Source organism: Streptomyces sp. NPDC093085 (genome assembly GCF_040683935.1).
GTDB lineage: Bacteria > Actinomycetota > Actinomycetes > Streptomycetales > Streptomycetaceae > Streptomyces.
Genome location: NZ_JBFBFB010000004.1, coordinates 90,018 through 103,717 on the forward strand (window position 1 = coordinate 90,018; position 13,700 = coordinate 103,717).

The window sequence follows — 13,700 nt, forward strand, 5'->3', positions numbered from 1 at the left end:
TGACGGAACGGGGCGCGTGCGGGAGCATGGCCGCCATGACGACGATCCTGCGCGGGGAGCTGGTACGGCTCCGTCCCGCGGTGGCCGCGGATGTTCCGGCGCTGGCGGCGATCCGGGCCACGCCCGAGGTGGCGGCGCGGTGGCGGGGCGGCGAGGACCTGCGGGCGGCGGTGGCCGAGAGCCTGGCGGACCCGGCGACCGAGGTGTTCGCCGTGGAGTACGGCGGCCGGGTGGTGGGCGCGGTGCAGTGGGGCGCCGAGGAGGACCCGGAGTACCGGCACGCCAGCATCGACATCTACGTCGACCCGGCGGTGCACGGCCGGGGCGTGGGCACCGACACCGTACGGACCCTGGCCCGCCATCTCGTCCACGGCCATGGCTTCCACCGGCTGGTGATCGACCCGGCCGCCGACAACGCCGCCGCGATCCGGTGCTACCGGAAGGTGGGGTTCCGGCCGGTGGGCACCATGCGGCGGTACGAGCGGGGCGCCGACGGCACCTGGCACGACGGGCTGCTGATGGACCTGCTCGCCGAGGAGCTGACGTGACGGAGCCCTCAGGACCCCGTACCGGACGGGCTAGCCCGGCGGGGTCTTCGCCGGGACCCCGGTCAGCGCCGTCACCACCGGGTCCAGGGCCTGGTGGATCTCCTCGCCGATGGAGCGGAAGAACGTGATGGGTGCCCCGTAGGGGTCGTAGACCTCGTCCGCCTCCGCCGTCGGCGCCAGCAGCCAGCCGCGGAGCGCCGCCGCCGCCCGGACCAGGGCGCGGGCGCGCTCCACCACCCCGTCGTCGAGCGGGTCGGGGAGCGTCGCCGGGTCTATGGCCCGTACGAGCCGGGTGAACTCCTTCAGCGTGAAGGTGCGCAGCCCCGCCGAGTGGCCCATGGAGATGACCTGGGCGCGGTGGTCGCGGGTGGCGGTGAGGACCAGGTCGGCGCGGATGACGTGTTCGTCGAGGAGTTCGCGTCCGGTGAAGTCGGAGGCGTCGGCGCCGAAGTCGGCGAGGACGGCCTCCGCGTTGGCCTCCATGGGGGCGCCCTCGTGCCCCCAGGTTCCGGCGCTCTCCACGATGAGGCCGCCGGTCAGCCGCTCCCCCAGCCGCACGTCGAGGGCATGGCGGGTGAGCCGCTCGGTGATGGGCGAGCGGCAGACGTTGCCGGTGCTGACGTGGAGGATGCGGAAGGTGGTGCCGGTGGTGGAGTGCTCCGCTATGCCACGCCCCTCAGGGGCGGTCAATTGGCCACCTCAAGGTCGGGTACCACCTTGCGCAGCTCCTCGGCGTCGAGGGCGCCGGCCCGCAGCAGCACCGGGACCTTGCCGGTGACGTCCACGATCGAGGACGGCACGTTCCCGGGCGTGGGGCCCCCGTCGAGGTAGACGGAGACGGAGTCGCCGAGCATGTCCTGGGCGGCGTCGCAGGTCTCGGGGGCCGGGTGTCCGGTGAGGTTGCCGCTGGAGACGCCCATGGGGCCGACCTCGGTGAGGAGTTCGATCGCGACGGGGTGCAGGGGCATCCGGACGGCGACCGTGCCCCGGGTGTCGCCCAGGTCCCACTGGAGGGACGGCTGGTGCTTGGCGACGAGGGTGAGGGCGCCCGGCCAGAACGCGTCGACCAGCTCCCACGCCTGTTCGGAGAAGTCCGTCACGATGCCGTGCAGGGTGTTCGGGGAGCCGATGAGGACGGGGGTGGGCATGGAGCGGCCCCGCCCCTTGGCCCGCAGCAGGTCGGCGACGGCGTCGGCGCTGAAGGCGTCGGCGCCGATCCCGTACACGGTGTCGGTGGGCAGCACGACCAGCTCACCCCGGCGTACGGCCGACGCGGCCTCACGCAGACCGGTGATGCGGTCGGTCGCGTCGTTGCAGTCGTATCGCCGAGCCATCTTAGGAAGCCTCCTCGTGCACGTACACGGTCTGGGTCGCGGTCTGGGGCGCGGTCTGGGTCATCGAAGCGGACGGAGTGCGGGGAACGGAAGGGGCGCGCGTGTCCGCCCCGGGAACGGTCACGGCGCCGGTCACGGCAGCGCCTTGCGGGCCGTCGCGAAGCGCGGGCGCCGGTTGAGGTCCGGGTGGTCGGCGGCGTCCGCCCAGCCGGACTCCTCGCTGAAGATCCACGGGACCTGGCCGCCCTGGGTGTCCGCGTGCTCGATCACCACCAGGCCGCCGGGGCGGAGCAGCCGGTGCGCGGTGCGTTCGATGCCCCGGATGGTGTCGAGGCCGTCCTCGCCGGAGAAGAGCGCCATCTGCGGGTCGTGGTCGCGGGCCTCGGGGGCGACGTACTCCCACTCGGTGAGCGGGATGTACGGCGGGTTGGAGATGACCAGGTCGACCTGGCCGTCCAGCTCGGGGAGGGCGCTCAGGGCGTCGCCCTGGTGGACCACGACCCGGGAGCCCTCGGCGTTCTTCCGGGTCCAGACGAGGGCGTCCTCGGAGAGCTCCACGGCGTGCACCCGGGAGCGCGGCACCTCCTGCGCCATGGCGAGCGCGATCGCGCCGGAGCCGGAGCAGAGGTCGACCACGACGGGTTCGACGACGTCCATCGCGCGGACGGCGTCTATCGCCCAGCCGACGACCGACTCGGTCTCCGGGCGGGGCACGAAGACACCGGGCCCGACCTGGAGTTCCAGATAGCGGAAGAAGGCGCGTCCGGTGATGTGCTGGAGCGGTTCGCGGGCCTCGCGGCGCGCGACGGCCTCCCAGTAGCGGGCGTCGAAGTCGCCGTCCTTGACGCGGTGCAGCTCCCCCCGCTTCACGGCGTGCACGTACGCGGCGAGTTCCTCCGCGTCGAAGCGCGGCGAGGGCACGCCCGCGTCGGCGAGCCGCTGGGTGGCCTGGGCCACCTCCGCGAGCAGCAGGCTGCGCCGCTGGGAGTCGCCGGCCCCCCCAGATGGTGGCTGCACGCTGGTCTCCTCCGGAGTGCGAGTGGGTGGGTCCCGGGTGCGGTGGCCCACCGGTGGTCGTTACTGGGCGGCCGCCAGCTTGGCGGCGGAGTCGGCGTCGACACACGCCTGGATGACGGCGTCGAGCTCCCCGTCGAGGACCTGGTCGAGGTTGTACGCCTTGAAGCCGACCCGGTGGTCCGAGATCCGGTTCTCCGGGAAGTTGTACGTACGGATCTTCTCGGACCGGTCGACGGTGCGGACCTGGCTGCGGCGGGCGTCCGCCGCGTTCCGCTCGGCCTCCTCCTGGGCCGCGGCGAGCAGCCGCGAGCGGAGGATGCGGAGGGCCTGCTCCTTGTTCTGGAGCTGGCTCTTCTCGTTCTGGCAGGAGGCGACGACGCCGGTCGGCAGGTGGGTGATGCGCACCGCGGAGTCGGTGGTGTTGACGGACTGGCCGCCGGGTCCCGAGGAGCGGTAGACGTCGATACGGAGATCGTTGGCGTGGATCTCGACATCGACCTCCTCGGCCTCGGGGGTGACCAGCACCCCGGCGGCGGAGGTGTGGATACGGCCCTGGGACTCGGTGGAGGGCACGCGCTGCACCCGGTGCACCCCGCCCTCGTACTTGAGCCGCGCCCAGACGCCCTGGCCCGGCTCGGTGGCCCCGTTGCCGCCCTTGGTCTTCACGGCGACCTGGACGTCCTTGTAGCCGCCCAGCTCGGACTCGGTGGCGTCGATGATCTCGGTCTTCCAGCCGACGCGCTCCGCGTACCGCAGGTACATGCGGAGCAGGTCGCCGGCGAAGAGCGCGGACTCGTCGCCGCCCGCGCCCGCCTTGACCTCCAGGATGACGTCCTTGTCGTCGCTGGGGTCGCGCGGGACGAGCAGCAGCCGGAGCTTCTCGGTGAGCTCCTCGCGCCGCTTCTCCAGCTCCTTCGCCTCGGCGGCGAAGTCGGGGTCGTCGGCGGCGAGCTCGCGGGCGGTGGCGATGTCCTCGCCGGTCTGCTTCCAGGAGCGGTACGTCGCGACGATCGGGGTCAGCTCGGCGTAACGCTTGTTGAGCTTGCGCGCGTTGGCCTGGTCGGCGTGGACCGACGGGTCGGCGAGCTGCTTCTCCAGACCGGCGTGCTCGCCGATCAGTTCCTCGACCGCCTCGAACATCGGGGGCTCCTGGTCTCTCGCGTGAAGTAGGTGCTGCGAAGGTGCTGCGGGACGCCAAAAGCGCCGGTCCCGGCGCCCCGGTGCGGGGGCCGAGGACCGGCGCGGGTGGCTCGCTACTTCTTGGCGGAGCCGGCGCCCTTGCCGAAGCGGGCCTCGAACCGGGCCACGCGGCCACCGGTGTCGAGGATCTTCTGCTTGCCCGTGTAGAACGGGTGGCACTCGGAGCACAGGTCGGCACGGATGGTGCCGGACTCGATGGTGCTGCGGGTGGTGAACGACGCACCGCAGGTGCAGCTCACCTGGGTCTCGACGTACGCGGGGTGGATGTCGCGCTTCACGGGTTCTCCTAGTTCCGGGAGGGCACCGGGTCGCACGCGCTGATTGCGCGGACGTGAACCGGGGCCGACGTACCAGTCTGCCAGGACCGGCCGTATCTCCCAAAACCGGGGGGCGGCCGGAAGTATTCCGGGGGCTCGCGGGGCCCCGTCAGGCGCTCACACAGCGCTCGAACACGTCACCCGGCGCTACCCGGCGCGCTGCCCGGCGCCGTTTGCCGGCCGCTGACGACGCTGCCCGCGGGGCCCTGGTCGCCCGCGGAGTCCCGGGTGGCGGCGGCGGGGACCGGCCTGTCCTGCTTGAGGGCGCTCCAGACCTGCTGGGCGGCGGCCGGGAGGGGCAGCACACGGTTGGGGTCGGCGGGGTCGTAGCGGACCGGGAGGGTGACCGTGTGGATGTCGTCGGGGCCGAGCTTCTTGAGTCCGTCGGCGAACCCGATGAGCTTGTTCAGGGTGTCGAGCTGGGAGTCGGGGACGATCGCCCGGGTGGCGGTGTCCGCGAGGTCGTAGAGCTTCTTCGGGCTGCCGAACACGTCGACGCTCCTGACCTGCTGGATCAGCGCCTTGATGAAGGCCTGCTGGAGCTGTATGCGGCCGAGGTCGCTGCCGTCGCCGACGCCGTGCCGGGTCCGTACGAGGCCGAGCGCCTGCTCCCCGTCGAGGGTGTGGGTGCCGGCCGGGAGCTTCAGATGGCTCTGCGGGTCGTCGATCGCCCGGGTGGTGGTGATCTTCACCCCGCCGAGGGTGTCGACCATCTTCTTGAAGCCGGTGAAGTCGACCTCGATGTAGTGGTCCATGCGGAGCCCGGACATCCGCTCGACGGTCTTGACCGCGCAGGCGGGGCCGCCGACCTCGTACGCCGTGTTGAACATGGCCAGCGGCTGCCCCGCCACTGCGGTGCCCCTGCTGTCGGTGCACGCGGGGCGGTCGACGAGGGTGTCGCGGGGGATGGAGACCACGGTGGCCTTCTGGTGGCCGGGGTAGACGTGGACGACCATCGCGGTGTCCGAGCGGGCGCCGCCGCCGTCCTTGCCGTACGCGGCGTTGGCGCCGGAGCGCGAGTCGGAGCCGAGGACGAGGATGTTCTCCGCGCCGTCGCCGGATCCTGCCGGGCGGTCGCCGCCGAGCTGGGCGTTGATGTCGACGCCTCTGAGGTTGCCGTCGAGCGAGAAGTACACGTAGCCGAGGCCCGAGCCGCCGACCAGGACGAGTGCGGCGGCGGACCACGCGGCGACGACGGTGGCGCGCCGCCCGCGGCTCCGTTCGGCGCGGCGTCTGCCGCTGCCCCGTATTCGGCCGCTGGTCCGGTCGCTCATGGTCTCCCTCTGCCGCTCGGCTGTCGATCGGGCTGTCGATCGGGCTGTCGATCGGGCTGTCGATCGGGCTGTCGATCGGGTGATCACGTGATCGGGCGCATCTTGTCGCCACTTGTACTGACAGTGAAGCACCAAGGAGGGTTGCCCAGCATGCGGGGGGTATGTCCGGTCGGAAAACGCGCACCGCCCCGTCACGGTGGGTGACGGGGCGGTGCGGGGACGGGTTGCGGGATCCGGCCGGCTGTGTCAGTCGTTGCCGTTGGAGCCCGGTGTCGTCTTCTGGATCTGGAGCAGGAACTCCGCGTTGGACTTGGTCTTCTTCATCCGGTCCAGGAGGAGCTCGATGGCCTGCTGCTGGTCGAGCGCGTGCAGCACCCGGCGGAGCTTCCAGACGACGGCCAGTTCGTCGCCGCCGAGGAGGATCTCCTCCTTGCGGGTGGAGGAGGCGTCGACGTCGACCGCCGGGAAGATCCGCTTGTCGGAGAGCTTCCGGTCGAGCTTGAGCTCCATGTTGCCGGTGCCCTTGAACTCCTCGAAGATCACCTCGTCCATGCGCGAGCCGGTCTCGACCAGCGCGGTGGCGAGGATGGTCAGCGAGCCGCCGTCCTCGATGTTCCGCGCGGCACCGAAGAAGCGCTTCGGCGGGTAGAGCGCGGTCGAGTCGACACCACCGGAGAGGATGCGGCCGGAGGCGGGCGCCGCGAGGTTGTACGCGCGGCCCAGGCGGGTGATGGAGTCCAGCAGGACGACCACGTCGTGGCCGAGCTCCACGAGGCGCTTGGCGCGCTCGATGGCGAGTTCGGCGACGGTGGTGTGGTCCTCGGCCGGGCGGTCGAAGGTCGAGGAGATGACCTCGCCCTTGACCGACCGCTGCATGTCGGTGACCTCTTCGGGCCGCTCGTCGACGAGGACGACCATCAGGTGGCACTCGGGGCTGTTGACCGTGATCGCGTTGGCGATGGCCTGGAGGATCATGGTCTTGCCGGTCTTCGGCGGGGCCACGATCAGACCGCGCTGGCCCTTGCCGATCGGTGCGACGAGGTCGATGATCCGGGTCGTCAGCACCCCCGGGTCGGTCTCCAGGCGGAGCCGGTCCTGCGGGTAGAGCGGGGTCAGCTTCTGGAACTCCGGGCGGCCACGGCCGGATTCGGCGCCCATGCCGTTGGCGGAGTCGAGGCGGACGAGCGCGTTGAACTTCTCGCGGCGCTCGCCGTCCTTGGGCTGGCGGACCGCGCCGGTGACGTGGTCGCCCTTGCGCAGGCCGTTCTTGCGGACCTGGGCGAGGGAGACGTACACGTCGTTGGGGCCCGGCAGGTAGCCGGAGGTCCGGATGAACGCGTAGTTGTCGAGGATGTCGAGGATGCCCGCGACGGGGATCAGCACATCGTCGTCGGCGACCTGCGGCTCACCGGGGCCGAACTCGTCGCGGCCACGGCGGCCCCGGCGGTCGCGGTACCGGCCGCGCCGGCCGCGCCGGCCGCCCGGCTCGTCGTCGAAGTCGTCCTGGGGGCCGTTGTTGACGTGCTGGCCGTGCTGGCCGCCGCCGCCCTGGCCCTGGCGGTCGCTCCGGCCGCCGCCCTGCTGCTGGCGGCTGCCGCCGCCCTGGCCGCCCTGCTGGTCGTCGCCCTTGCCCCGGCGGTCGCGCTGGCGCTCCCGGCGGCCCTGCCGGCCGGACTCCTGGCGGTCACCGCGCCGGCCGTCGTTCTCGGCCTGTGTCACGGCGCCGGCCGAGGCCGCCACGGCGACCTCGGTGCGCTCCTCGACCTTGACGTCGGCCGGGGCGTCCGCCGGGGCCTCCGCCTTCGTCTCGGGCGATCCGGCCTGGGCGGTGGCCCTGCGGCGGCGGCGCTCGCCGGCGGGCTGGTCGTCGCTGGCGGGCTGGCCGGGGATCTCGATCTGCTGCTGGCTCACGGCCTGCTCGGCCTGGCCCGGCTGCTCGTTCTTCTCCTCGGCGGGGGCGGCGGCGTCGCCCGTACGCGCCTTCGAGGTCGCCCGGCGCTTGGGCTTGGTGCCGGCCTCGGCGCCCGCTTCGGCGGCCTTGGCCGCCGGGGCGCCGCCGCCTGCCTGCGCTTCCTTGATGACCTCGATCAACTGGCTCTTGCGCATCCGCGCTGTGCCCCTGATGCCGAGGCCCGACGCGACCTGCTGCAACTCGGCCAGGACCATGCCGTCGAGGCCGGTGCCGGAGCGGCGGCGCCGTGTGGTGGTGCCAGTGGCAGCACCTTCGGCGGGCGCGGCGGTGTCGACACTGCTGTCGGCGCTCACGCCCATCAGATCGGTGGTGTCGCTCACGAAGGGTCCTTCCCTGGAGCGGACGTCGGCCTTCTGGCTCGGCGACCGGTCGTGCTGCCGGCTGCGGTCCTCTCTGGTGGACCGTGCCGGGGCGGTGGTCCCGCCGGGTATACGGCGGAGAAATCTGCAAACGTGCGTACAAGCGAGGGCTCCGGCCCGAGATCCCCCTGCTCGCCCCGCGTGGGGATGAACGGGGGGTGTCGTGCCGGTTCCGGTGCGTGCTCAAAACTGCTCAGGCAGGCTGCTCAGGCAGTTGGGGAGGCTCCCGGAAGAAGGGCGGTCCCGAAGTGGGACACGAAGCACCGCGCCTCAATGACGGCGGTTGCAGAATTGAGGTTAACACTACCGGCTCCAACAAACATTCCCCCTCTCGCTCACCGGCAATCTCCTGTGGGCATGGGCACTAGGCACCCAAGGGCAGAACACTCGCCCCCGCGGCGTCCAGGGCGAGCCGGTGGGCGGCCCAGCCCTCGCCCGCCAGCCGTACGACCTTGTCGGCCGCACCGTCCTCGACCAGCGCGAGCACCGTGGGGCCCGCGCCGGAGACGACCGCGGGGACACCGTCCGTCCGCAGCCGGTTGACCAGGGCGATGCTCTGCGGCATCGCCGGTGCCCGGTACTCCTGGTGGAGGCGGTCCTCCGTGGCGGGCAGCAGCAGTTCGGGGCGGCGGGTGACGGCCTCGACGAGGAGGGCCGCGCGTCCCGCGTTGGCCGCCGCGTCCACATGGGGGACCGTACGGGGCAGCAGACCGCGCGCGGTCTCCGTCAGGACCGCCTTGGCGGGCACGAAAACCACCGGAACGATGGAATCGGCGGGATCCATCCTGATGGCGCGCGCCGCCCCGCCGTCCATCCAGGCGAGCGTGAAGCCGCCGAGCAGGCAGGCGGCGACATTGTCCGGGTGGCCCTCGATCTCGGTCGCCAGCTCCAGCAGCGCCGCGTCGTCCAGCCGGGCGTCCCCGCCTATGGTGACCGCGCGGGCGGCGACGATCCCGGCGCAGATCGCGGCCGAGGAGGAGCCCAGGCCACGGCCGTGCGGGATGCGGTTGGCGCAGACGACCTCCAGGCCGCGCGGCTGCCCGCCGAGCAGGTCGAAGGCGGTGCGCAGGGAGCGTACGAGCAGGTGGTTCTCGTCGCGGGGCAGCGTCTCGGCGCCCTCGCCCGCGATGTCCACATGGAGTCCTGAGTCGGCGACGCGGACCACCACGTCGTCGTAGAGCCCCAGCGAGAGGCCCAGGGCGTCGAAGCCGGGACCGAGGTTGGCGCTGGTGGCGGGGGTGCGCACCCGTACGGCGGCGGCGCGGAACGCGGGACCGGCCATCGCTCTGACGACTCCTTGTGACTGCGGTACCGGTGGTGACTGCGGTACTGGCTTGCTGAGGTGCTGAGTTGACGACGCCGGGGCCGGCGGTGCGGCGGGAGCGGCGTAGGGGTGTGCGGAGGGAGAGGGGACGGTGCGAAAAGGGATGAGAAACGAGAGACGTACGGATCGCCAGCGCCGAGAACGGCGAAGCGACGGCAGCACCGCGGCATATGCGGCGGGGCGGATGGGGACAGCTTATCGAAGGATGGATCGGTGGCGACATAGGGCGCACAGGAGGCGCACGATGCGTGTCGCGTGCCTGCCCGTGCGCCCATGTCAGGGGGAATCCGGGAACTTCTCCGGTGCCCTCGGAGTTCCCCCCGGGCCCCTCCGGAGACCCGCTTCCGCAGCGGGTCCGGATCGCCTCCGTACCGTCTCCGGGGTCAGGCGAGCCCGAGGCGGGTGGCGGCGGCGACCGCGTCGACCGGCACGGTGAGCGGCTGGGGTGCCCCGGCGACGGCCCAGTCGGGGTCCTTGAGGCCGTTCCCGGTGACCGTGCAGACGATGCGCTGGCCCGGGTCGACCTTGCCCTCGTCGGCCGCCTTGAGCAGACCGGCGACGGAGGCGGCCGAGGCGGGCTCGACGAAGACGCCCTCCTGGGCGGCCAACAGCCGGTAGGCGCGGAGGATCTGGCGGTCCGTCACCTCGTCGATGAAGCCGCCGGACTCGTCCCGGGCGGCGAGCGCGTACTGCCAGGAGGCCGGGTTGCCGATCCGGATCGCGGTGGCGACGGTGTGCGGGTCCTTGACGACCTCGCCGCGCACGATCGGCGCGGAGCCCGAGGCCTGGAACCCCCACATGCGGGGGGTGCGGGCGGCGACGCCGTCGGCGGCGTACTCGGTGTACCCCTTCCAGTACGCCGTGATGTTGCCGGCGTTCCCGACCGGGAGCACATGGATGTCCGGGGCGTCGCCGAGCGCGTCCACGATCTCGAACGCGGCGGTCTTCTGGCCCTCGATACGGACCGGATTGACCGAATTGACCAGGGCCACCGGGTAGTTGTCGGAGAGCGAGCGGGCGAGCGTCAGGCAGTCGTCGAAGTTCCCCTCGACCTGGAGGATCTTCGCGCCGTGCACCAGCGCCTGGCCCATCTTGCCGAGGGCGATCTTGCCCTGGGGCACCAGGACGGCGGAGACCATCCCGGCCCGTACCGCGTAGGCGGCGGCGGAGGCGGAGGTGTTGCCGGTGGAGGCGCAGATGACCGCCTGGGCGCCCTCCTCCTTGGCCCGGGTGATGGCCATGGTCATGCCGCGGTCCTTGAAGGAGCCGGTGGGGTTGGCCCCCTCGACCTTGAGATGAACCTCACACCCGGTACGTTCGGAGAGCACCTGGGCGGGGACGAGCGGGGTGCCGCCCTCGCGGAGGGTGACGACCGGCGTGGTGTCGCTCACCGGGAGGCGGTGCCGGTACTCCTCGATGATGCCGCGCCACTGGTGGACGCCCTCGCGGCGGTCGCTGTTGCTGGACATATGGCTCGCTTACTCCCCTTCAACACGCATGATGCTGGCGACACCGCGCACGGTGTCGAGCTGACGCAGCGCCGCGACGGTCCCCGAGAGGGCCGCGTCGGCCGCGCGGTGGGTGACGACGACGAGGGCGGCCTCGCCCGCACCGTCCTGGCGGCCCTTCTGGCGGACCGTGTCGATGGACACGCCGTGCTCGGCGAAGACCGCGGCGACCTGGGCGAGCACACCCGGTTTGTCGGCCACGTCGAGACTGATGTGGTAGCGCGTCACCACGTCGCCCATGGGGCTGACGGGAAGCCGGGTGTACGCGGACTCCCCGGGCCCGGTGGTCCCGGCGAGCCTGTTGCGGCAGACGGCGACGAGGTCGCCGAGGACGGCGGAGGCGGTCGGGGAGCCGCCCGCGCCGGGGCCGTAGAACATGAGCTGCCCGGCCGCCTCGGCCTCCACGAAGACCGCGTTGTACGCCTCGCGCACGGAGGCCAGCGGGTGGCTGAGCGGGATCATCGCGGGGTGCACCCGGGCGGTGACGGAGCGGCCGTCGGCGGCGCGCTCGCAGATCGCGAGGAGCTTGACCGTACACCCCATGCGCTGGGCGGAGGCGAGGTCGGCGGAGGTGACCTCCGTGATGCCCTCGCGGTGCACGTCGTCCAGGCGTACCCGGGTGTGGAAGGCGATCCCGGCGAGGATCGCGGCCTTGGCGGCGGCGTCGAAGCCCTCCACGTCGGCGGTGGGGTCGGCCTCCGCGTAGCCGAGGGCGGTGGCCTCGTCGAGCGCCTCGGAGTAGCCGGACCCGGCGGTGTCCATCCGGTCGAGGATGAAGTTGGTGGTGCCGTTGACGATGCCGAGGACCCGGTTGACCTTGTCCCCGGCGAGCGACTCGCGCAACGGCCTGACCAGCGGTATGGCACCGGCGACCGCCGCCTCGAAGTAGAGGTCGCGGCCGTGCCGGGCGGCGGCTTCGTAGAGCGTGGTGCCGTCCTCGGCGAGCAGCGCCTTGTTGGCGGAGACCACGGAGGCGCCGTGCTCGAAGGCGGTGGTGATGAGCGTACGGGCCGGTTCGATGCCGCCGATGACCTCGATGACGACGTCGATGTCACCCCGTTTGACCAGGGCGGTCGCGTCGGTGGTGACGAGAGCCGGGTCGATGCCGGCCCGTACCTTGCCGGGGCGCCGGACGGCGACCCCGGCCAGCTCCAGGGGGGCGCCGATGCGGGCCGTGAGGTCGTCGGCGTGCGTCGTCATGATGCGCGCCACCTCTGAGCCGACCACACCACAGCCCAGCAGCGCCACCTTCAGCGGACGCGTACGCATCATGCGACCTACGCCTTTCTTTCATCCAGCACAGTCATTCGGCACGTCATTCAGCACGGTCATTCAGCACAACGATCGTGGCAATGATTGCTCACCAGTCTCACTCACCGAACGGGACTTTCTGCCCCTCGTCCAGATTGCGAGACATGTATTTCAGTCTCCGACATCGAGACGCAGCAGATCTTCCTCCGTCTCCCGCCGGACGATGACGCGGGCCTCGCCGTCCCGTACGGCGACGACCGGCGGCCGGAGCGCGTGGTTGTAGTTGCTCGCCATGGCGCGGCAGTACGCGCCGGTGGCGGGCACCGCGAGCAGATCGCCGGGGGCGAGGTCGGCGGGGAGGAAGGCGTCCCGTACGACGATGTCGCCGCTCTCGCAGTGCTTGCCGACGACCCGGCTGAGCATCGCCTCGGCGTCGGAGGAGCGGGAGACCAGCGCCACGCTGTACTCGGCGTCGTAGAGCGCCGTACGGATGTTGTCGGACATGCCGCCGTCCACGCTGACGTACGTACGGAGCCCGTCGAGCGGCTTGATGGTGCCGACCTCGTAGAGGGTGAAGGCGGTCGGGCCGACGATGGCGCGGCCCGGCTCGACGGAGATACGGGGCGTGCGGAGCCCGGCGGCGCGGCATTCGCGGGTGACGATCTCGCTGAGCGCCTTGGCGATGTCCTGCGGCTCGCGCGGGTCGTCCTCGGAGGTGTACGCGATGCCGAGGCCGCCGCCGAGGTCGATCTCGGGGAGTTCGACGCCGTGCTCGTCGCGGACCTCGGCGAGGAGCTGGACGACGCGGCGGGCGGAGACCTCGAAGCCGGCCATGTCGAAGATCTGCGAGCCGATGTGGGAGTGGATGCCGGTCAGTTCGAGGCCGTCGAGGGTGAGGGCCCTGCGGACGGCCTCGGCGGCCTGTCCGTCGGCGAGCGCGATGCCGAACTTCTGGTCCTCGTGGGCGGTGGCGATGAACTCGTGGGTGTGTGCCTCGACGCCGACGGTGACCCGGATCTGCACGGGCTGCCGCCTGCCCAGCCGCTGGGCGATGTGGGAGACCCGGGCGATCTCCTGGAAGGAGTCGAGGACGATCCGGCCGACGCCGGCGGTGACGGCGCGCTCGATCTCCTCGACGGACTTGTTGTTGCCGTGGAAGGCGATGCGCTCGGCGGGCATCCCGGCGGAGAGCGCGGTGGCCAGTTCGCCGCCGGAGCAGACGTCGAGGTTGAGCCCCTCCTCGTGGAGCCAGCGCACGACGGCGCGGGAGAGGAAGGCCTTGCCCGCGTAGAAGACGTCGGCGTCCGGGCCGAAGGCGTCGGCCCAGGCGCGGCAGCGGGCCCGGAAGTCGGTCTCGTCCAGGAAGTACGCGGGGGTGCCGAACTCCTCGGCGAGCCGGGTCACCTCGATCCCGCCGACGGTGACGACCCCGTCGGGCTCGCGGCGTACCGTACGCGACCAGACCTTCTCGTCCAGGGCGTTGAGGTCGGCGGCGGGGGCGGTGTAGTGGCCCTCGGGGAGTACGTCGCCGTGGCGGGGGCCTGCGGGGTGTGCGGAACGGCTCATGTGCGTGGCTCTCTTGGCTTCTCTTCGGGT

General features: G+C 72.0%; 12 protein-coding genes. 1 reads left to right on the top strand and 11 read right to left on the bottom strand.

Annotated elements, in window-relative coordinates:
• Window positions 1-35: 35 nt before the first annotated feature.
• On the top strand, window positions 36-548 hold the full coding sequence (locus tag AB0O07_RS14160) for a GNAT family protein (protein WP_365631775.1): 513 nt from the start codon (window positions 36-38) through the stop codon (window positions 546-548).
• Between the two features lie 30 nt (window positions 549-578).
• On the opposite strand, the gene AB0O07_RS14165 is transcribed toward AB0O07_RS14160, so the two are convergent.
• From AB0O07_RS14165 to lysA, 11 genes are all read right to left on the bottom strand, one after another.
• On the bottom strand, window positions 579-1,238 hold the full coding sequence (locus AB0O07_RS14165) for a protein-tyrosine-phosphatase (RefSeq protein WP_365631778.1): 660 nt from the start codon (window positions 1,236-1,238) through the stop codon (window positions 579-581).
• Window positions 1,235-1,882 carry an L-threonylcarbamoyladenylate synthase gene (locus tag AB0O07_RS14170; protein ID WP_365631781.1) on the bottom strand — a complete coding sequence of 216 codons (648 nt, stop codon included), beginning with the start codon at window positions 1,880-1,882 and terminating at the stop codon, window positions 1,235-1,237. Before AB0O07_RS14170 ends, AB0O07_RS14165 begins: the two co-directional genes overlap by 4 nt.
• Before the next feature lie 132 nt (window positions 1,883-2,014).
• Window positions 2,015-2,899 (bottom strand): peptide chain release factor N(5)-glutamine methyltransferase, encoded by an 885-nt coding sequence (prmC, locus tag AB0O07_RS14175; protein ID WP_365631784.1) that lies wholly within the window; start codon window positions 2,897-2,899, stop codon window positions 2,015-2,017.
• Window positions 2,900-2,959: 60 nt separating this feature from the next.
• Window positions 2,960-4,039 (bottom strand): peptide chain release factor 1, encoded by a 1,080-nt coding sequence (gene prfA, locus AB0O07_RS14180; protein WP_365631787.1) that lies wholly within the window; start codon window positions 4,037-4,039, stop codon window positions 2,960-2,962.
• Between the two features lie 113 nt (window positions 4,040-4,152).
• The gene (rpmE, locus tag AB0O07_RS14185) at window positions 4,153-4,377 is read right to left on the bottom strand and encodes a 50S ribosomal protein L31 (protein ID WP_365631790.1); all 225 of its coding nucleotides are present in this window, start codon (window positions 4,375-4,377) and stop codon (window positions 4,153-4,155) included.
• A gap of 176 nt (window positions 4,378-4,553) precedes the next feature.
• On the bottom strand, window positions 4,554-5,690 hold the full coding sequence (locus AB0O07_RS14190; RefSeq protein WP_365631793.1) for an LCP family protein: 1,137 nt from the start codon (window positions 5,688-5,690) through the stop codon (window positions 4,554-4,556).
• 246 nt (window positions 5,691-5,936) lie between these two features.
• Window positions 5,937-7,982: a transcription termination factor Rho gene (rho, locus tag AB0O07_RS14195; protein WP_365631796.1), complete on the bottom strand. Its 2,046-nt coding sequence runs from the start codon at window positions 7,980-7,982 to the stop codon at window positions 5,937-5,939.
• A gap of 403 nt (window positions 7,983-8,385) precedes the next feature.
• Window positions 8,386-9,303, bottom strand: a complete 918-nt coding sequence (gene thrB / locus AB0O07_RS14200; protein ID WP_365631798.1) for a homoserine kinase — start codon at window positions 9,301-9,303, stop codon at window positions 8,386-8,388.
• A gap of 425 nt (window positions 9,304-9,728) precedes the next feature.
• The gene (gene thrC / locus AB0O07_RS14205; RefSeq protein WP_365631801.1) at window positions 9,729-10,814 is read right to left on the bottom strand and encodes a threonine synthase; all 1,086 of its coding nucleotides are present in this window, start codon (window positions 10,812-10,814) and stop codon (window positions 9,729-9,731) included.
• A 9-nt stretch (window positions 10,815-10,823) separates the two neighbouring features.
• A complete protein-coding gene (locus AB0O07_RS14210; protein ID WP_365631803.1) occupies window positions 10,824-12,125 on the bottom strand; it encodes a homoserine dehydrogenase in 1,302 nt (433 codons plus the stop codon).
• Window positions 12,126-12,275: 150 nt separating this feature from the next.
• A complete protein-coding gene (gene lysA, locus AB0O07_RS14215; RefSeq protein ID WP_365631806.1) occupies window positions 12,276-13,670 on the bottom strand; it encodes a diaminopimelate decarboxylase in 1,395 nt (464 codons plus the stop codon).
• Window positions 13,671-13,700: the final 30 nt, after the last annotated feature.